The organism is Moorena bouillonii PNG (assembly GCF_001942495.1).
In the GTDB taxonomy this organism is placed as follows: Bacteria; Cyanobacteriota; Cyanobacteriia; order Cyanobacteriales; family Coleofasciculaceae; genus Moorena; species Moorena bouillonii.
In genome coordinates this window covers 6,516,086-6,535,100 of record NZ_MKZS01000001.1, presented here as the reverse complement: position 1 = coordinate 6,535,100, position 19,015 = coordinate 6,516,086, and the positions used below count along the sequence as shown (strand labels likewise).

18 protein-coding genes and 1 other RNA gene are annotated in these 19,015 nt (G+C 44.3%); 10 read left to right on the top strand and 9 right to left on the bottom strand.

Going from position 1 to position 19,015, the window contains the following annotated elements:
- Positions 1-140: 140 nt before the first annotated feature.
- The 5 genes from accD to leuB all read right to left on the bottom strand — a co-directional run bounded on the left by accD (position 141) and on the right by leuB (position 4,350).
- Positions 141-1,073: an acetyl-CoA carboxylase, carboxyltransferase subunit beta gene (gene accD / locus BJP37_RS26600; RefSeq protein WP_075903358.1), complete on the bottom strand. Its 933-nt coding sequence runs from the start codon at positions 1,071-1,073 to the stop codon at positions 141-143.
- Between the two features lie 53 nt (positions 1,074-1,126).
- On the bottom strand, positions 1,127-1,348 hold the full coding sequence (locus tag BJP37_RS26595; protein WP_009149933.1) for a hypothetical protein: 222 nt from the start codon (positions 1,346-1,348) through the stop codon (positions 1,127-1,129).
- A gap of 565 nt (positions 1,349-1,913) precedes the next feature.
- Positions 1,914-2,747 carry a prepilin peptidase gene (locus BJP37_RS26590; RefSeq protein ID WP_075903356.1) on the bottom strand — a complete coding sequence of 278 codons (834 nt, stop codon included), beginning with the start codon at positions 2,745-2,747 and terminating at the stop codon, positions 1,914-1,916.
- Between the two features lie 75 nt (positions 2,748-2,822).
- Complete coding sequence (locus BJP37_RS26585; RefSeq protein ID WP_081431530.1) at positions 2,823-3,083, bottom strand: hypothetical protein; 261 nt, start codon at positions 3,081-3,083, stop codon at positions 2,823-2,825.
- Between the two features lie 178 nt (positions 3,084-3,261).
- Positions 3,262-4,350 carry a 3-isopropylmalate dehydrogenase gene (gene leuB, locus BJP37_RS26580; RefSeq protein WP_075903352.1) on the bottom strand — a complete coding sequence of 363 codons (1,089 nt, stop codon included), beginning with the start codon at positions 4,348-4,350 and terminating at the stop codon, positions 3,262-3,264.
- A gap of 496 nt (positions 4,351-4,846) precedes the next feature.
- Here leuB and BJP37_RS26575 point away from each other — a divergent pair, with 496 nt between their 5' ends.
- From BJP37_RS26575 to ffs, 7 genes are all read left to right on the top strand, one after another.
- A complete protein-coding gene (locus tag BJP37_RS26575; RefSeq protein ID WP_075903350.1) occupies positions 4,847-5,797 on the top strand; it encodes an ABC transporter ATP-binding protein in 951 nt (316 codons plus the stop codon).
- A gap of 52 nt (positions 5,798-5,849) precedes the next feature.
- Positions 5,850-7,484, top strand: a complete 1,635-nt coding sequence (locus BJP37_RS26570) for an ABC transporter permease subunit (RefSeq protein WP_075903348.1) — start codon at positions 5,850-5,852, stop codon at positions 7,482-7,484.
- A gap of 229 nt (positions 7,485-7,713) precedes the next feature.
- Positions 7,714-8,115, top strand: coding sequence for an STAS/SEC14 domain-containing protein (locus tag BJP37_RS26565; protein WP_075903346.1), 402 nt, complete (start codon positions 7,714-7,716; stop codon positions 8,113-8,115).
- Positions 8,108-8,560, top strand: a complete 453-nt coding sequence (locus BJP37_RS26560; protein ID WP_075903344.1) for an HNH endonuclease — start codon at positions 8,108-8,110, stop codon at positions 8,558-8,560. Before BJP37_RS26565 ends, BJP37_RS26560 begins: the two co-directional genes overlap by 8 nt.
- Positions 8,561-8,973: 413 nt before the next feature.
- Positions 8,974-10,833 carry a biosynthetic-type acetolactate synthase large subunit gene (ilvB, locus tag BJP37_RS26555; protein ID WP_198954191.1) on the top strand — a complete coding sequence of 620 codons (1,860 nt, stop codon included), beginning with the start codon at positions 8,974-8,976 and terminating at the stop codon, positions 10,831-10,833.
- Between the two features lie 884 nt (positions 10,834-11,717).
- Positions 11,718-12,170 (top strand): hypothetical protein, encoded by a 453-nt coding sequence (locus BJP37_RS26550; protein ID WP_075903342.1) that lies wholly within the window; start codon positions 11,718-11,720, stop codon positions 12,168-12,170.
- A 55-nt stretch (positions 12,171-12,225) separates the two neighbouring features.
- Positions 12,226-12,322, top strand: an RNA gene (ffs, locus tag BJP37_RS26545) — signal recognition particle sRNA small type.
- 231 nt (positions 12,323-12,553) lie between these two features.
- On the opposite strand, the gene BJP37_RS41550 is transcribed toward ffs, so the two are convergent.
- From BJP37_RS41550 to BJP37_RS26530, 3 genes are all read right to left on the bottom strand, one after another.
- Positions 12,554-13,225 carry a hypothetical protein gene (locus BJP37_RS41550; RefSeq protein WP_198954190.1) on the bottom strand — a complete coding sequence of 224 codons (672 nt, stop codon included), beginning with the start codon at positions 13,223-13,225 and terminating at the stop codon, positions 12,554-12,556.
- Between the two features lie 312 nt (positions 13,226-13,537).
- Positions 13,538-13,900 carry a hypothetical protein gene (locus BJP37_RS26535; protein ID WP_075903340.1) on the bottom strand — a complete coding sequence of 121 codons (363 nt, stop codon included), beginning with the start codon at positions 13,898-13,900 and terminating at the stop codon, positions 13,538-13,540.
- 112 nt (positions 13,901-14,012) lie between these two features.
- On the bottom strand, positions 14,013-15,494 hold the full coding sequence (locus BJP37_RS26530; protein ID WP_075906497.1) for a protein kinase domain-containing protein: 1,482 nt from the start codon (positions 15,492-15,494) through the stop codon (positions 14,013-14,015).
- Positions 15,495-15,792: 298 nt separating this feature from the next.
- On the opposite strand from BJP37_RS26530, the gene BJP37_RS26525 reads away from it, so the two are divergent.
- The 3 genes from BJP37_RS26525 (at position 15,793) to BJP37_RS26515 (ending at position 18,815) form a co-directional block, all read left to right on the top strand.
- Complete coding sequence (locus BJP37_RS26525) at positions 15,793-16,668, top strand: shikimate dehydrogenase (protein ID WP_075903338.1); 876 nt, start codon at positions 15,793-15,795, stop codon at positions 16,666-16,668.
- 193 nt (positions 16,669-16,861) lie between these two features.
- Complete coding sequence (gene aroC / locus BJP37_RS26520; RefSeq protein WP_075903336.1) at positions 16,862-17,956, top strand: chorismate synthase; 1,095 nt, start codon at positions 16,862-16,864, stop codon at positions 17,954-17,956.
- A gap of 7 nt (positions 17,957-17,963) precedes the next feature.
- Positions 17,964-18,815 carry an MBL fold metallo-hydrolase gene (locus BJP37_RS26515; RefSeq protein ID WP_075903334.1) on the top strand — a complete coding sequence of 284 codons (852 nt, stop codon included), beginning with the start codon at positions 17,964-17,966 and terminating at the stop codon, positions 18,813-18,815.
- Here BJP37_RS26515 and BJP37_RS37490 read toward each other — a convergent pair.
- Positions 18,802-18,975, bottom strand: coding sequence for a restriction endonuclease (locus tag BJP37_RS37490; RefSeq protein WP_143727809.1), 174 nt, complete (start codon positions 18,973-18,975; stop codon positions 18,802-18,804). The two genes, BJP37_RS26515 and BJP37_RS37490, sit on opposite strands and share 14 nt — an antisense overlap.
- Positions 18,976-19,015 lie beyond the last annotated feature (40 nt).

Genomic DNA, 19,015 nt, shown 5'->3' with positions numbered 1-19,015 from the left:
TACCTCTTCATCTGAGCGTTTACTCCTCTGTTTGTAAAAAACCTACCCCTGTGAGATCTCCCCATCTCCCCACACTTCCCCTCCTGGGAGGGGTTAGGGGTGGGTCCCACCCTCCCCACCCTCCCCACACTCCCTAATCCCTACTCCCTACTCCCTACTCCCTGCTCCCTAATCCCTACTGCTTTTGGCAGGGAAACCGCTACCGGTATAGTAGCCTGGGGTTGATGGAGGCGAATCAGCTGGGCTAGGGTTTTTTTCAACTGGGTGCGAGGTACAATGGCATCAACGAAGCCGTGGTCTAGCAGATATTCAGAGGTCTGGAAATTATCCGGTAGCTTTTCTCTGAGGGTCTGCTCAATCACTCGTCGTCCAGCAAATCCAATTAATGCCTTCGGTTCCGCTATGATAATATCCCCTAACATGGCAAAACTGGCAGTCACCCCACCAGTGGTAGGATGAGTCAGCACTGGAATGTAGAGTAGTCTGGCTTGACGATGGCGTTCCAAGGCACCAGAGATTTTGGCCATTTGCATCAGGCTTAACATCCCTTCCTGCATTCTGGCTCCACCAGATGCACAAACGATTATAACGGGTACCTGTTGCTTAGTTCCTTGTTCTATCAAACGAGTCAGTTTTTCCCCAACTACCGAACCCATACTACCGCCCATGAACCGGAAATCCATTACTCCCAAAGCAATCGGCAAATTCTCTAGCTTACCGGTGCCGGTTTGTACGGCATCTGTGAGCTTAGTTTTTTCTTGGCTGTCTCGCAAACGATCACTATAGGATTTGCGATCGCAAAACTTCAGGGGATCCGTCGGATGTAGGTGTTCATCCAGTGATATCCAGGTCTGATGGTCAATCAGCTGGCGGATCCGCTCGTCACTAGGGACTCGCATGTGATGGCCACATTCACTGCAAACCATTTGATTAGCTTGCAGGTCTCTGGCGTAGGATAGAACTCCGCAAGCTTCACACTTTTTCCATAGCCCATCAGCAATCTCCCGTTCTTGAGGTTGTTTAGGGGTTGGTTCAATTTTTCGTCTATTTGCAAACCAATCGAATAGAGACATAAAAATTATTAAGTTAACGTACTATCTAAATTTTTTTAGCTATAGTCTGATTTTTATGATTGTCCTGCCTGCTCTTCTTCTGGGGAACTCAACAAGAGTAAGGCTGTCCATTGATCTGGTGAGCGAACTTGTAAAGCCGCAGGACTACCTGCACCTAAATAAGACATGATCCCAATATCAAGAATCCGACTTGGGATATCATGAGCAGCTAGCACCTGCTGCATCAGCTCGGCTTCCCAGCGAAGATTGGTAGTTCTGATTGTTATCCAAGACACAGCCTAATATAGCAAAGGGAACAGGGAACAGCGGATCTGGGAACTTCGGATCAATAATTATCATAATTCCTACACGGATTGCTATACCAATAGGATTCCAAAGATTTTTCAGAGCCGTTCAATTTCATCTATCTATATAGCATTTATCAAGTGGGTGAGGGACTTTCGTCTTAGGTTTTAGGGAGTCAGGAGTCGGGAGTGGCGTTGATTAAAATTTAATTTACCTCATATAATTTACCTCATAATAATTATAAGTAACGCTATATAGTTCTATTTATATTTGTAGGTTATGCTTTATAATTGATAGTTAGTTATAGTTAAGATTAAGATAGTAAATTTACTGTTATAGGTTTACTGTTATAGGTTTACTGTTATAGGTTTACTGTTATAGGTTTACTGTTATATAGTGTTTCTCATAGCAATGAGGTACAAAGGATTTTTTCCCACTTCCGTTCCCCCCTTATTAAGGGGGGTTAGGGGGGATCCCTTTTCTGACTTCCCTACTCCCTACTCCCTAAAACCTAAAACCTAAAACCTAGATGGAGCATTCTTCAACCGATAATGTTTAGCTAAATGGGAAAAATAGTTCTAGGTAAGTGGACACTATTAATTTACCCCAAAGTAGGGTCAATCCTGCTCCCAAGGCTAGAAAAGGACCAAATGGCATTGGCTGTTTGCGATTCATCCAACCCAGGGCAATGGCTGCGCCACCAGCAAACGCCCCTACACCACAAGCGATGAAACTAGCCAAGAGCAAATACTTCCACCCTAACCAAGCTCCCATCATCGCCGCTAGTTTAGCATCTCCTCCCCCCATAGCAGATTGACCAAAGGCAATCGAACCCCCAAAGGCAATCAGGTCAAACAACCAAATCCCTAAGACTGCACCTACCACCCCAGTCATTAATTGAGGAATTATTGCTATGGGTTGAGACCCCTGCAAAAAACCAGTAGTTCCTTGAAATACTAAACCAGCCACTAATCCAGACTGAGTTAGGGCATTCGGTAGGGTCATAGTATCGATATCAATCAGAGCCAGAGTCAACAACCAGCTCAAAAACGCCCAATACCCTAGGGTTTGCCAACCCCAACCATACATCCAGAAAACTAGTAAAAACAGTAAACCGGTTATGGCCTCTACTAGGGGATAGCGGCTGGAAATCTTGGTATTACAGTGACGGCAACGTCCTTTTAAGCACAGCCAGCCCATTACTGGAACATTCTCTCGCTTTCCCAGCTTATGTAGACAATGGGGACAGCGGGAGGGGGGCCAAAGGATGGATAAACCAGCAGGTAGTCTGTAAACGACTACATTGAGAAAACTGCCAATAGATGCACCGATAGCGAAAACTATTGCGAAAACTATCGACGTTGTCAAGGCAGCGGATACTCCAACCATATCCTGTATAACTTGCTAATTGCTATTGGTTACTACCATAAAACTAAGCCGTTTAACAGATTTACTTAATATTTATTAATAAAAGTCCCCTTCTAGTTGACTCAAAGGCACAAAGCATTCAGTTGGTAGAAGGATAGGTCTATCACTAAAGATTAACTTTCCTCTGAGGGTATATCTGTCAATGGCTACACCAGATGGCTGTTCATCAAGGTATGGATGAACTTCGTAGTAAACCCGGTAGATGTGCTTAGCTGCTTTCAAAACCGTAGGGTCTAGCAGCTTCGGTAGCTCAAGCCGAGTTTGGTAGTTTTCTTGTGTTTGCTGTGATGTATACACCACACTTTTTACCCTATTATTTCAGTTTGACTTTAATGCAATCACGCCTTCACGGCAAGGGGGTATTTCCGCAAAAGGGTACTGATTAACCAGGGGAAACCAACAGATTTTCCTGAGTTTACAATAAGCAACAGCAGGTTTACCCGATAATATCAAGGAATAATATCAAGGGATAATATCAAGATTGTTCTAGGCACTTAATTAGGGACTCTCCCATAGCACGACAACCTAAGAGATTCATCCCTTCTGAGATGATATCTCCTGTGCGATCGCCTTTTTCTAAAACCTTTACAACTGCTTGTTCAATGCAATCTGCTGCTTCAGGCTGGTCTAAGCCATAACGTAACATCATCGCAGCACTGAGTACCATCGCTAGGGGATTGGCTTTATCTTGACCCGCAATATCTGGAGCCGAGCCATGAACGGGTTCAAAGACTCCAGGGCTAGATTCGCTTAAACTTGCAGAGGGTAACATGCCAATACTACCGGTAAGCATAGCAGCAGCATCCGATAAAATATCCCCGAACATATTACCGGTAACAATGGTATCAAATTGTTTCGGAGCTCTGACCAATTGCATAGCAGCATTATCCACGTATAGGTGAGACAGTTCCACATCGGGATATTCCGCTGCTAGGGTTGTAATGCGATCGCGCCACAACTGGGAGACATCCAACACATTAGCTTTATCCACTGAACAAAGTTTACCACCGCGTTTTTTAGCCGTTTCAAACCCTACTCTAGCAATGCGGTCAATTTCGGCTTCGGTGTAAGCCATAGTATTGACTCCCCGTTTCTCGCCAGTTTCCTGAGAAAAAATCCCTTTAGGTTGTCCAAAGTAGATGCCACCAGTGAGTTCTCTAACCACCATAATATCCACCCCTTCAACCACGTTTCGTTTCAAGGTCGAGGCATCAATCAGTTGGGGGAATATTGTCGCTGGTCGTAGATTAGCAAACAACCCTAACCCTGCTCTTAATCCCAACAATCCGGTTTCTGGTCGTTGGTGGCGCGGCAGATTATCCCACTTGTAACCCCCAATGGCAGCGAGTAAAACGGCATCACTATTGCGACATAGTTCTAGCGTATCAGTAGGTAGGGGTTCATTAGTAGCATCAATAGCTACGCCACCAATTAGGGCTTCAGTAAATTTAAAATTAATATCGAATCTCTTGCCAACAAAGTTCAACACATCTACAGCTACTGCCATGATTTCTGGGCCAATCCCGTCACCAGGGAGTAGGGTAATGCGGTAGGAGTAAGTCATAGTTAGTTTGGTCGATGCTTAAGTAAGTATAGGTGTCGTGGGTCAAAGTTGCAGCGTTCGATACTATAGCATCTGGCCGGTGTATCAGGGTAATTTTTTGATCAGCAGAGCTGGCAAGGGATAGGTTAAGGGATGTCACCGATGTAACTGATAGACTCAGACCTCGCAACAAGGTAACAGTCCGGAACGAATCCCTAAGCTAGCGATAACTGATAAAAATCAATAATTAAAATAATTCTAGGCAAGCTCAACCGCCCTAGGTCAACCCATAGATCAACAAGAAAGCGCTAGGCTGGAGAAAAAACCAACATCAGGTGCGACCCGTAGCGAATTTAATTCTTAATGGGTTAAGCGAAACTATGAATTTCCCTTTGTGGTGCGACCCCGCCCTTTTTGAAAGCGCTAGGGCCCACCAAGAGGAGGCTTTGCTCTTATCCTCTATTGGCTCAGACAGACCTTAGTATTAGGTAATTGAAACAGCTAAAACCAGACTCTGATGGTAAAAGAATTGGCTATTGATATCCGTGGACTCACCAAGCAATTCGACCGCCATGTGGCTGTGCATGAGGTGGATTTGCAAGTGGAAAGCGGTGAAGTTTACGGCTTAATTGGACCGAATGGTGCTGGAAAAACCACCCTGATCCGGATGTTAGCTGCAGCGGAAGAACCTACCACTGGTGAGATTTACATCAATGGTCAGCGTTTGCTAAGAGATCAAAGCAATCCTAGGCTAAAACAGCGTTTAGGCTATCTACCTGATGATTTTCCCCTCTATGAAGATTTAACGGTTTGGGACTACCTAGACTACTTCGCACGTCTATATAAATTAAGAGACTCAAAACGCCGACAACGCTTATACGATGTTCTGGAACTGATTGAATTAACCAACAAGCGTAATAGTTTGATTTCTACCCTATCCCGGGGGATGAAACAGCGCCTTAGCCTGGCTCGAACTATTATTCATGAACCGATTTTACTGCTGCTGGATGAGCCAGTCTCTGGTCTTGACCCCATTGCTAGAATGAAGTTTCGGGAAATTATTAAGGTTCTCCAAGAAGCGGGGATGACGATTCTGATTTCTTCCCATGTCTTGAGTGATTTAGCCCAACTGTGTAGCTCCGTAGGCATCATGGAATTAGGGTATCTGGTAGAAAGCGCACCCCTAGATGAGTTTTACCAGCGTCTTGGTCGCCAGCAAATTCTGTTGTCAAGCCTAGGTCAGCTGGATGTACTTAAAGGGGAATTGAAAAATAATCCCCTTGTAGAAGACTGGGAGATATTACCAGAACCAGGTCGGATGCGGATTCATTTTTCAGGAGGTCAAGAGGATTGTGCACAGCTATTGCGATCGCTGGTTAATGCTGGGATTCCCTTGACAGAATTCCAGTGCTCTCAAGAAGACTTAGAAACAATTTTCCTCAAATTAGGTCATCAGCAAGCATCATAGCTCGATCATAGCTGCATCATAACTAGGCGAGTAAAAGGAGACTAATAGCGATATGGCACTTAATAATTTAGTTAACCAACTTGGGGAATTGAATCCCCAGGTGTTTCGAGAAGTCAAAGGCCGTTTCAAACAGCGCAATGTCCTGATTACAGTGGCAATATCCTTGGTTGGTCAGTTGGTGATGCTGATCGATTTGGGACTTGAGCTACCATATAGCTTGGGAGCTGAGATTAACTGGCCTCTGTGGTGGAAAAATGTATTTGTCTTGCTGAGTCTTATCGGTATCTTCAGCTTGTTGGTGGTTGGCACCTATATGCTAATCAGTGACCTCTCCAAAGAAGAAAGTCGTGGCACCCTGAACTTTCTGCGCCTGACACCTCAGTCAAGCCGGAGCATCCTAGGTGGCAAACTACTGGGGGTACCAGCATTGCTTTATCTAGCAATTGGTTTCGCCTTACCATTGCATTTTTGGGCAGCTATTGCCGGTAAAATCCCTTTGATTGAGCTTATAGGATTTTACATCGTTCTTGGTACCAGTTGCCTATTTTGCTATAGTATGGCGCTACTATTTGGTTTAGTTGGCAAATCTCTAGGAGGTTTCCAAGCTTGGTTAGGTGCAGGAGCTGTACTCATCTTCTTGTGGATCACGACCATGGTAATTGATGACGCTGGTGTCAGCCATTACCCAGCCGACTGGCTGACTTTGTTTAATCCCACCATTGTCTTACCGTACCTGATTGATTCTAATTCCTTTGATCCGAATAGTTTTTATCCTGTTGAGCGTAGTTTCCAAGATTTGCGCTGGTTTGGGATCCAGATCGGTGCCAGTTTCTGGAGTATGGCTGGTTTTATTGTCCTCAACTACGGTGTTGGAACCTACTGGTTTGGGCAAGGGCTAAATCGTTGCTTCCATAACCCTAAAGCTACCTTGATTAACAAGCAACAAAGTTACTGGCTGACCGCTAGCTTGCAAGCAGCGATTTTAGGATTTGCCCTCAACCCTCAAGTCAAAAACTGGCGTGGTTATACCCATGGCTTGGAGGAGAATTCAGAGATGCTGCTGCTGTTCAACGTGGTGCTGTTTTTAGCTCTGATTGCTGCCTTGAGTCCCCATCGACAAACCTTACAAGATTGGGCTCGTTACCGACATCAGGATCGGACTTTCCGCAAAAAAGGAGGGCTGATAGCTGACTTAATCTGGGGTGACAAAAGTCCGGCTGTGGTGGCAGTGGCAATAAATTGTGCGATCGCATCTGCGATGTTACTGACGTGGATATTACTTTGGCCTGCCAATGATTACAAGATAACTGCCCTGTTCACACTGTTGCTCAATAGCAGTCTGATCATGATTTACGCCACAGTTGCTCAGTTGATGCTGTTGATGAAAACACAGAAGCGAGCCGCTGGTGCAGTAATAGCGGTAGGAGGATTGATTCTCTTACCACCCATCCTGTTTGCGATTGGGTCGATGACTACCTATGAGACTCCTGCTGTATGGCTATTTTCGGTATTTCATTGGGGTATTTTGCCCTATGCTAATGGAAGTGTTTTCTTGGCCATCATTGGTCAGTCCCTAGCCCTAGCGTTATTGAACCTACAGCTAGGACGACAATTGCGACAAGCAGGAGAATCCACAACTAAAGCGTTGCTGTCTGGAAAAACCCAATTACCTGTCACTGCTGATTAAGTTTTTTAGTCTACCTAAGGGTTGTTTCGACCCTTAGGTCGCGCGTCGAGCAACTTTCCTACCCTAATCAAGGACTGGATTATCAAAGGGTTTTTTATCCTAATTATCGCGAAACATTTGAACATAAAATCTAGCTTGGAGTGTTTAGCGTTATCCCAATGCTTCGCTCCTATTTTTTTATAATTTATTTTTTTATAATTAAATTAGCGCTAAAATCGACGAACAACCAATGGGAAATCTTAAAGTCGAAGCTCAGCTCTCCTACGAGCAGTTACTTAAAGCTGTCGAGCAACTTAGTTTATCTGAACTGGAGAACGTTGGAGCATACATCATATCCCTCCAGGCACAACGCAAAGCACCCAGGCTTTCTTCAGATCAGGCTAGGTTGCTAATTACTATTAATCAAGGTATACCAGCAGACATTCAAAACCGCTACGATGAACTGATTGAAAAACGAAGAATGGAGATGCTGACACCTGATCAGTATAGGGAACTTTTGGCTTTAAGTGATCAAGTGGAAACCATCGAAGCTAAACGTGTCGAAGCCATGGCAGAATTAGCTCGTTTGCGCCAAATATCCTTAAGCACCCTGATGGCAGATTTGGATATTCATTTCCCTGGCAATGTCTGATAAATCAATTAAAGCAAAACATAGACAAGCAGTTGAATCACGAGCTCAAGGATGTTGTGAATATTGTCGGAGCCAAGCTCGCTTTGCCACCCAATCTTTTTCGATCGAACATATCCAACCTCTAAGTCGAGGTGGAAAATCTGAACTCGATAACTTAGCCCTAGCCTGTCAAGGCTGTAATAATCATAAATATACCAAGACAGAAGGGCTTGATCCAGTTAGTAAGGACATAGTTCCTCTTTACAACCCAAGAAAACAGAAGTGGTTAGATCATTTTACTTGGAATGATGACTATACTTTGGTAATCGGGTTAACAACTATAGGAAGAGCAACTGTAGAAGTATTACAGTTAAATCGTCAAGGGTTGGTTAACTTGCGTAGGGTACTCTATGCCATGGGGGAACATCCCCCTGATCATCAATTAGGTATCGGTGTAGTAGACTAATTCCGTTTGGTTTAATTTGGGACTTTATTCACCATTAAAATTAGTCCTTACTTATTTAGCACTCAACAAAAATAATACCATAAATTATAAATTTTTCCTAAAGCATAACTAGTTAGAGTTACCACTAGCATACAATCGTAGACTGATTTATCTATTTTATGGTTCTAGCTGATAACTAGACCCAGAGTGCTCAAAGGAAAAATCCTGCCAAGTTGTCTGGACAGTTCCATATATTAAGAGTAAACTGAAATACAAAACCCGTACTGTAGTAAAATTAACAGTTATTCTAAAATTCTGCTCAGCTATTATCAGCAATCTAACACCCTTAACAGCATAGGTGTTCTTGACCTTGGCGAATTTAATTGGCCACAGGTCGCACCAAAGGACCTGATCTACCACTAGAGGTGATAAGCGTGCAATCCCAAGTAATCTCAACAACCCCAGCCTCATCAACTACCCCCACTCGCCGCACAGGAGCATTTGCTCTAATGGATAGTCTCCACCGTCACGGTGTGACCCATATCTTCGGCTATCCCGGTGGTGCAATTCTACCTATATATGACGAACTATACCACTGGGAAGATGCTGGTAAAATACAGCACATCCTAGTCCGACACGAGCAAGGAGCATCCCACGCTGCTGATGGTTATGCCCGTGCTACTGGCAAAGTCGGTGTCTGTTTTGCTACATCTGGTCCGGGAGCCACTAACCTAGTTACCGGTATAGCTACTGCTCACATGGACTCAATTCCCCTAATTTGTGTAACCGGTCAAGTCGCCCGTGCTGCTATTGGTTCTGATGCCTTCCAGGAAACCGATATCTTTGGGATTACCTTGCCGGTTGTCAAACACTCTTATGTGGTGCGTAACCCTGCTGATATGGCGCAGATTGTTGCCGAAGCCTTCCATATCGCTAGCACCGGACGTCCTGGGCCAGTCCTGATTGACGTACCCAAAGACGTGGGTTTAGAGGAATGTGACTATGTACCGGTGGAAGCTAATCAACTCAAGTTGGTGGGCTATCGTCCAACACTAAAGGGCAATCCCCGCCAAATTAACCAAGCCCTAAATTTAATTCGGCAAGCACGACGACCCCTGCTTTACGTTGGTGGCGGAACCATTGCTGCTGGTGCCCATGATGAACTGCGCCAACTGGCAGAAATCTTCCAAATTCCGGTAACTACCACGTTGATGGGTAAGGGAGCATTTGATGAATCCCATCCCCTATCCCTAAAAATGCTGGGGATGCATGGCACTGCCTATGCTAACTTTGCTGTTAGTGAGTGTGACCTGCTGATTGCTGTAGGGGCGCGATTTGATGACCGGGTGACCGGGAAACTGGATCAGTTTGCCTCTCACGCTCAAGTCATTCACATCGACATTGATCCCGCTGAGGTCGGTAAAAACCGCTATCCCCAAGTACCGATTGTAGGGGATGTGCGTCGGGTTTTGCAAGATATGTTGCGCCGTTACCAGGAAATGAATATCTCAGCAGAACCTAATCAAACCCAGGAGTGGCTCGCACGGATTAACCGTTGGCGTCAGGACTATCCCTTGCAGGTACCTCAATACCCCGATAGTCTATCTCCCCAAGAAGTGATTGTAGAGGTAGGGCGTCAAGCACCTAAAGCTTACTACACCACGGATGTCGGTCAACATCAAATGTGGGCAGCGCAATTTCTTAATAATGGACCGCGCCAGTGGATTTCCAGTGGGGGATTGGGCACTATGGGCTATGGAATGCCAGCAGCCATGGGAGTCCAGGTAGCATTCCGAGATCAGCAAGTGATTTGTATTGCCGGTGATGCCAGTATTCAGATGAATATCCAGGAACTGGGTACCCTGGCTCAATATGGCATCAATGTTAAGACCGTGATTATTAACAACGGTTGGCAGGGAATGGTACGCCAGTGGCAACAAGCGTTCTATGGGCAGCGTTATTCCTCGTCAAATATGGAAGTCGGGATGCCGGATTTTGTGCAACTGGCTCAGGCTTACGGGGTTAAGGGCATGATAGTTACCAGTCGGGATGAACTACAGGATGCGATCGCACAAATGCTAGCCTACGATGGTCCTGTGTTGTTAGATGTTCATGTAACCAAAGACGAGAATTGTTACCCAATGGTAGCCCCTGGTAAGAGTAATGCCCAAATGATTGGTTTACCAGAAAAACCAATACTCAAGAATGCTACGGAGCTAATCTATTGCAGTAACTGTGGTGCCAAGAATGTAGCAAGTAACAATTTTTGTCCTGAGTGCGGCACCAAGCTTTAATATTGTGTACCTAAGGATTTGACATTGCTGATTAATGGCATGATTTAGGGTAATGGGTAATAGATAATAGTAATGGATAATTGGTAATTCACTATTTGCTAACTACCCAAGTCTAATTCATATCATTCCTTAGTTCAGCAAAGCTTATCATTGCTCCTTTAAACTTACTTACTTCGCTCACCAGCGGAGTATTTTTTTTGGTAAGTATCGTCAGTTTAATGGGACTTATTGCTCAGCTATCAGCTAATGCGCTACAGATGGTGCTACTTGAGGTGCTATCAGCTATCAGCTTCTGGAATGGCTAATAGCTAATTTTTAATTACCTGCCAGATTGATAATCCTTGAGGGTAATCATACATAAGTTATACATTAGTATACGTTATCCCATACATTAGTCTCCGATAATCATAACATAAGCCACCTAGAGGAGCTAGTCAGTAATCAAGATTCTAGTGATATAGCAGAAGTCAGAAGTCAGAAGTCAGAAGTCAGAAGTCAAACTCTTGCGCTTACTTAGGTTTGAGACTTTTGTCATGTCCGCGCCTGCCCTGGCGACTGCTATAACTGTTAATAGTGAATCCTATTGACTACCCAAGAATCTGCTACTCGTTTGAAAATGCTGTGTGTGCGCCTCTACATTATTGGTGATTTTGGATTGGCACAACAAGCACTAATCAACCATGAGTGACACTAAGATTACTAGATTGTTATCCTAGAAGGCTTTTTAAGCCTGCAACATAAGATTGTTCGAGCCATCGGTAATCCTACTCCAATTATCAATTACCAAAAGGTAAGATTTATTGGTTGCAGGCATTGCTGAGAATTGGAATAACTAAAAATCACTCTTAAGTCAACATTAAATCAAACGCTTATTGCTATTATATATGATTAATACTAAGATAGTTCGGAATGGCCTAGCTCTCCTAGCTAGTAGCTTACTATTCACCCCCACTGCTGGTTTGGCTAGCTCTCCTCGTCAGGGGCAAGTTGAAAATAAATTAATCGCAGCAGCACAGTATTTAAGAGACCGCGATTATATGCCAACTCATCGACCGGTAGTAAATAGACTTTCCCGGAACCAAGTCGATGCATTTACCCTGGATCTAGAAGCTGGTAAATCTTATACCTTAGTAAGTTTTTGTGATGATGCTTGTCTCGATATTGACCTAGGTCTGTATGATAACAATGGCCAAACCGTTGACTATGATACTGACTATGGTCAATATCCGATTGTTCAAGTTACCCCTCGCGGCAGTGGGAAATTTATGGTTAAAGTCGGTATGCCCCACTGTGTAAGCTCTTCATGCTATTACGGGGTGGGGATATTCGCGAAATAGATCAAAACTGAGATCTTCCTTCCCATTTTGCCAAATTGATGCTATTATAATAAGTGGCTCGGATCGACGCGATCGCAACGCCCAAACCTTGTCAGGACCGGAAGGTAGCAGCAATACGGGATGCTTACGATAGGCGTGGACTCCGGGTCATCCTCGTAGCCACAACACATAGCCATAACACAATAGACATCCCTCCAGTTATCAGTAACTTCAGATCTAGTTACTTCGGGCGGGCGGCGTAACTTCAGACAAGGGAAGAAGAATTGGCGGAAACAGTAGTGAAAGAAAACACTACTAAAAAGCGATATATCCCTGTTTACTACTGATCCGAAGTTTCCAGTGATGTGTTAGCTTCCCCCATCAATCATCACCCTATAGTTAGCCTAATTTGAGGTAAGCTCGATAATTTCAGTATCTGAAATCAATTCACCATTATGAACTAAATCCTGATGGTTGTTGGAATTTAAGGTAACCGTGATTTCATTTCTACCAGGTTCAAGCTTGCCAATATAATACCAATTGCCGTAAATCCTGGTAATTTTTTTGCCATTGATGAATAGATGGGCATGTCCTTCTCCTGGTTGATGGGCTTTGCTAGCATTCTTGGCAGAAAATTGGAAGTTAGAAACCTTTATTTCCAAATTCCATCCTGTCATCGGATCTGGATACACCACTATGTCAACATCTGGAACAGGTTGACCAGAAGGAATTTCCATTGTGCCATGATGATGACCCATATCTTCACCATGGTGACTACTGCTGCCGACTTTGTGATTATGGTGATTATGCTCCATGTCTTTACTATGGTGATTACCGGTTTCAGTTTTATCACCATGGACCTGAGCATGGGTCTGTTCAGAATCTAGATCTTCATGGCTAGCCATTCCACAACCACTACCTAGTAAGCTGATAGTTAGCAAACTGGCTGATGCTAATCTTAAAATAGTTCTAAGTGCTGAAAATAGTGCTAAGTGCTGAGGGCTGAGTGGGATTTCTTTGGGTCGGTAAGTGAATAAGGTCTTGCTCATCCGATCGACAGTTGTTGTTTTAACCATGGACTTTGCTAAATTGCCCATGGTAGTGTATATCATGTCATTTAAAATATCAAAAGACAAGCTGTAAAACCTGGTAATTAGTTAGCAAAGCATATGCGCTACGCGCACGGTGCGCGAACAGCAGTCAGCGTTCAGCAGTCAGCTGAAAATAAACCCGGGAGAATTTAATATTGATAGATTAATGATAAGTGAAAGTATTGATAAAAGTCCTTGGCCTATGGCTACGCTACGGGAACAGATTTGTGGCACAGGCTTCTAGCCTGTGACATTAACCAATGCTTAGCTCTTTCTTCAAAAGCTGATCGCTTACGATTACCAACCTACTTCTTGAGCTACTCCATACAATTCCTCTAAATGTCGGCAAAATTCACTGTAGGTTCCAATTTGCCGTGCGTCTAATCCAGTTAAATCTAAATTTTCTTCAGTACTTTTCTGTTGGAGGTCTACTCCTTCCTGCTTGTTCCGCATATTTAATCGGTAAGCATTTTGGTCTGGATAAATTTCAAAAATTATCTCGATCGCGTCTTCATAGGTTTCTAAGGAAAGGGTTAGATCGAAGGGCTTTCCAGGTAAAATCAAGCTGATGCTGTCATAGCCTGTTGCTTCTTCTGTGTAAAAAACTTGTGATTCTGACATGGCGACAATTATTTGAGTCCAGGCAGGAAAGCTAGTCATTTTTATTCTCCTTTAGATAGTGATGGTAGTAATAGCAATGCCCCTGGGATTAACCTGAAACTAGCATGCAACGCACTGAACACACGGATGCTACAGTTGAGCAATCGGTGATTCACCACGGCACTAGGGAGGTTATCCCAATAAAGAATACTAAAAATAACAACAATAGTAGGGTAACTATCATACCAATAATGACGAAGGATGTGATCGCCCAACCCCGTTGATGGCGCTTAAAGGCTTTGATACTCTTCCAACGGCGACTTTTCCATGCCCACTCATTGCCCTTGATGCCCAAAATAATCCCCATCACTGGCCAAGCAAGAAATCCAGTCACTAAGGATAGATCGGTCCAGGCAATCAGTCCAATCCAAACTTGATTGGTGACACACCACAAACCTGGTAGACAAAAGGCACCCCAGTTCCAGCCTTGAATCTCTGCTGGCACTGGAACAGATTCGTCAAACACTTGCTTGCAACCGGAATTATTGATGGGAGTAGGTGGTGGGTAGGATTTAGACTGGGGAGTTACAGCCACAGTACCCTTGATTTCTGTTTCTCTAACCTTAGAATCATCAGAATCATCGGTTTGGATTAGGTCTAGAACCTGTTCAGCAGATTGGAATCGCTCAGAGGGTTGGGATGCCAGCAAACGAGATAGGATAGTATTAAAATCTGGAGATAAAGTTACTTCTTCTTCAGTTCGCCAGCTAAGGGTATAAGGGTCAACCAGTTCCTGGGGCTGTTTACCAGTCATTAGTACTAGTGCTGTTACTCCCAAAGCATACAGGTCACTATGGGGAGCAGCAATCCCTAAGCGTAGCTGTTCATCAGGTGCATAGCCAACTTTACCTAAGCAAGTCCCACCAGCGTAGATGGCGGAGTTTTGCCCACTGGTTACGGGGGTATTGACTTCTAGAGCAATTTGTTTGACACCACCCAAGTCAATTAATACTGGTAGTCCATCGGAAGCACGACGGATAATATTGTCCGGAGCAATATCTCGGTGAATTATGCCTAATTGGTGTAGGTAGCTTAAGACCGGGAGCAATTGCTGAAACAGTTGGAGAATTTCGGTTTCGCTGAACCGTTCCCCTTTGCTTACTCGTTCTTCGAGTAAGGTTTGATAGGTTTTTCCTTCAATGTAGTCTTGGACGAGAAACAACCGTTTGCCATCCCGAAAAAATTCCCAGAATCTCGGAATTTGGGGGGATGAAAGCTTGTGCAGCATGGTTGCTTCCCGTTGAAATAGTTCTTCGGCTTTTTCAATGGGTTGGGTGCCCTGGTTTCTTGGAGTCAGCTCTTTTAGGGTTACTAGTTCATTAAAGCGTCCAGTGTCTTTGGCGAGGTAGGTTTTGCCAAATCCCCCTTGTCCTAAGGTGCGCTGAATTATGTAGCGATCGCGTAATCGGCTTCCAGTCTCTAATTTATTGTCTAGATTACTATTGTCTAGATTACTATTGTCTAGATTACTATTGTCTAGATTAGTGTCTAAGAGACTGCTACTGGGAGGGAGTAGAGAGGCACCACAACGAGAGCAAAAACTTGCCCGACTGGGATTGATTTGCTCACATTTCATACAAATGATTGAATTCATGGCTCCACTCTTTTGAATACCAGTTGGGTTCATGCCGTTGCTGCCTAGTTAATTAGTATTATAATTGGCACTAGAATTGGCTCGATATGATCTATTTTAGCCACCATCAGAAAAATGAGAGTTCATTCAAATGTGATGCTTGGGGTAAGTATTGTGGACGGTTGATGGTGAATTGTAAACGAATTGTCAACCGAAGGCAGCAATCTTAATCAAAAATAGTTAATAAGAAATATTAAGGTCGCAATTATTAACTATTTCAGGCTTAAACTTATAAAGTTATGTGCGTAGAACGTGGGTGATGGTGCAAATAACAGGAACAACAAAGTTACTGGGTGTGATTGGTGATCCAGTGGAACATTCTTTATCACCACTGATGCATAACCGAGCGATCGCATCCTTGGATGTGGATTATGTCTACCTACCCTTACCGGTAAAATCAGCAGATTTGAAAAATGCGATCGCTGGTTTTGAGGCGATTGGTCTAGTGGGCTTCAGTATCACCATTCCCCACAAGCAGAGTATCATCCCCTTGTTGTCGGAAATTTCAACAGTGGCTCAAGGGGTGGGAGCAGTGAATACTGTGTATCGCACCGATATCGGTTGGATTGGTACGAATACCGATATCGAAGGATTTATCTCCCCGTTGAAACGGTATAACCGGGATTGGAGTCAAACTACTGTAGTCATTTTGGGGTGTGGTGGTGCAGCACGAGCCGTAGTAGTGGGTTGTGCCGAACTCGGTTGTACTGAGATTCATGTGCTTGGCCGCAATCAGGACAAGTTAGGTCAATTTAAGCAAAGCTGGATTAATTCTGACCTTGCTATTACTATTCATACTCATCCTTGGCAACAACTACCGGAACTCCTGGCTCAAGCCAATTTGTTAGTTAATGCTACTCCTGTGGGAATGTATCCCAAGGTCGAGCAGTCTCCTGTGGATCAGGTAACCATGGCTAGGTTGCCAGAAAATGCGATCGCTTATGACTTGATTTATACTCCTAATCCCACTCAGTTTTTAAGACAAGCCAAGGAACAGGGCGCGATCGCTATTGATGGATTGGAAATGCTGGTGCAACAGGGAGCAGCAGCTTTCAAAATTTGGTTAGGACAAACTCCACCAGTGGATATTATGCGTCACGCTCTGCAGGAAAAATTGGGATTGTTGAAAAGTTAGTTAAAATTTATAGCGCTGCAGGTAGGGAATAGAGAAGGTCGGATCAGGGAAAGAAACGGAGGTGATCTGAGGTTTGGGCAGTGTTCAAACCGACAGGGGATGGGAATGGACTCGAGTAGGCTAAAGGCATAGCAAGTCGTGGTTTCATAAAATAACTAAGTACTACCATTAGAGCACTACTAAAGCAGGAACTATGGGCAATACCTTTGGACATCTGTTTCGAATCACTACATTCGGAGAATCCCACGGGGGTGGGGTTGGGGTAGTCATTGATGGCTGTCCACCGCGATTGGAAATTTCTGCGGCAGAAATTCAGGTAGATTTAGACCGCAGGCGTCCGGGTCAGAGTAAGATTACTACTCCTCGTAAAGAAACTGATACTTGTGAAATTGTTTCAGGAGTATTTCAGGGCAAAACCCTAGGCACACCAATTATGATTATGGTGCGCAATAAAGACACTAGGCCCCAAGACTATAGCGAGATGCAAAAGACGTATCGGCCTTCCCATGCTGATGCTACCTATGATGCTAAGTATGGCATTCGGAACTGGCAGGGGGGAGGACGTTCTTCAGCCCGGGAAACCATCGGGCGAGTGGCAGCGGGTGCGATCGCAAAAAAAATTCTCCAGCAAGCTGCTGGTGTAGAAATCATTGGCTACGTCAAGCGTATCAAAACCTTAGAAGGTATCGTAGACTCCAACACCGTTACTCAAGACCAGGTAGAAAGTAATATTGTTCGTTGCCCTGATTCAGAATGTGCTGAACGGATGATTGAACTGATTGAAGAAACTGGACGTAGCGGTGATTCCGTTGGGGGTGTAGTAGAATGTGTGGCTCGCCATATACCCAAAGGCTTGGGAGAGCCAGTCTTTGATAAGCTAGAAGCGGATTTAGCCAAAGGGGTGATGTCCCTACCAGCTAGTAAAGGTTTCGAGATTGGCTCTGGCTTTGGGGGCACTCTACTTACCGGCAGTGAGCATAATGATGAATTTTACACAGACGAAACCGGTGGAGTGCGCACTGTTACAAATCGCTCCGGTGGCATTCAAGGTGGCATTAGTAATGGCGAGACTATTATTATTAGAGTAGCGTTTAAACCCACTGCTACCATCCGCAAAGAACAACGTACTGTCACCACTACTGGTGAAGAAACCATTCTAGCTGCTAAAGGACGTCACGACCCTTGTGTTTTACCCAGGGCCGTACCTATGGTAGAAGCAATGGTTGCTTTGGTATTGTGCGATCACCTGTTGCGTCATCAGGGTCAGTGCGGTACTTTGAAGCATTAACTTACCAATGAAGATAAGCACTTCCTCCGAGTTTTCGGTTAAATTTTGGGGAGTCCGAGGCAGTATACCTAGCCCTGGACAGGACACAATTCAATATGGCGGCAATACGTCTTGTGTAGAGATGCAAGTGGCTGGGTTACGCCTGATTTTCGATGGTGGTACTGGCTTGCGGTTGCTGGGAAAAAGCCTTAAGCAGCAGTTACCCATTGAAGCTTATTGGTTTTTTACTCACTACCACTGGGATCATATTCAAGGCGTGCCATTTTTCATTCCAGTCTTTGTGGAAGGGAACATTTTACATATTTATGGCGCAGCTCCCCCCGGGGAGTGCATGGAGAAACACTTCAAGGAGCGGGTCTTACACTTGAATGCTCCAGTTCCTACTAACAAAGTCAAGGCAGATTTGAAGTTCTATGACTTAGAAGCAGGTCATAACACTATCACCATAAAAGATATTACCATAGAAACTGCTCCTTTAAATCATCCTAATGGTGCTATTGGCTATCGCGTAACCTGGCAAGGGCATTCCGTGTGCTACTGCACCGATACAGAACATTTTCCCGACCGCCTTGATCAAAATGTGGTGTATCTAGCCCGTGATGCTGATATGTTAATCTACGATGCTATGTATACCGATGAAGAATACCACAACCCCAAATCTCCCAAAGTAGGTTGGGGACATTCCACCTGGCAGGAAGGGGTGAAGCTCGCAGAAGCTGCTGGTGTTAAGAAACTGGCTATCTTCCACCACGAACCCAATCACTGTGATGATTTTCTCGACAACCTAGCAGTGGAAGTCAAAGAAGTGTTTGATCGCGCGTTTATAGTCAAAGAAGGGATGATTGTTAGGGTAAAGTAATGGTGAAGGGTGTAGGTTGAAGGTTGAAGGTTGAAGGTTGAAGGTTGAAGGTTGAAGGTTGAAGGTTTTTCGCCTTTGGCCTTCGGTGAAGGGTAGGTTGTTTCGGTAGCGTGGCCGAAAAGCCAAGGTTGAGTGTTGATAATATGTTTATAGTCAACATTATTATTGATGATTAGACCTCTCCCCACCTAAATTCTTAA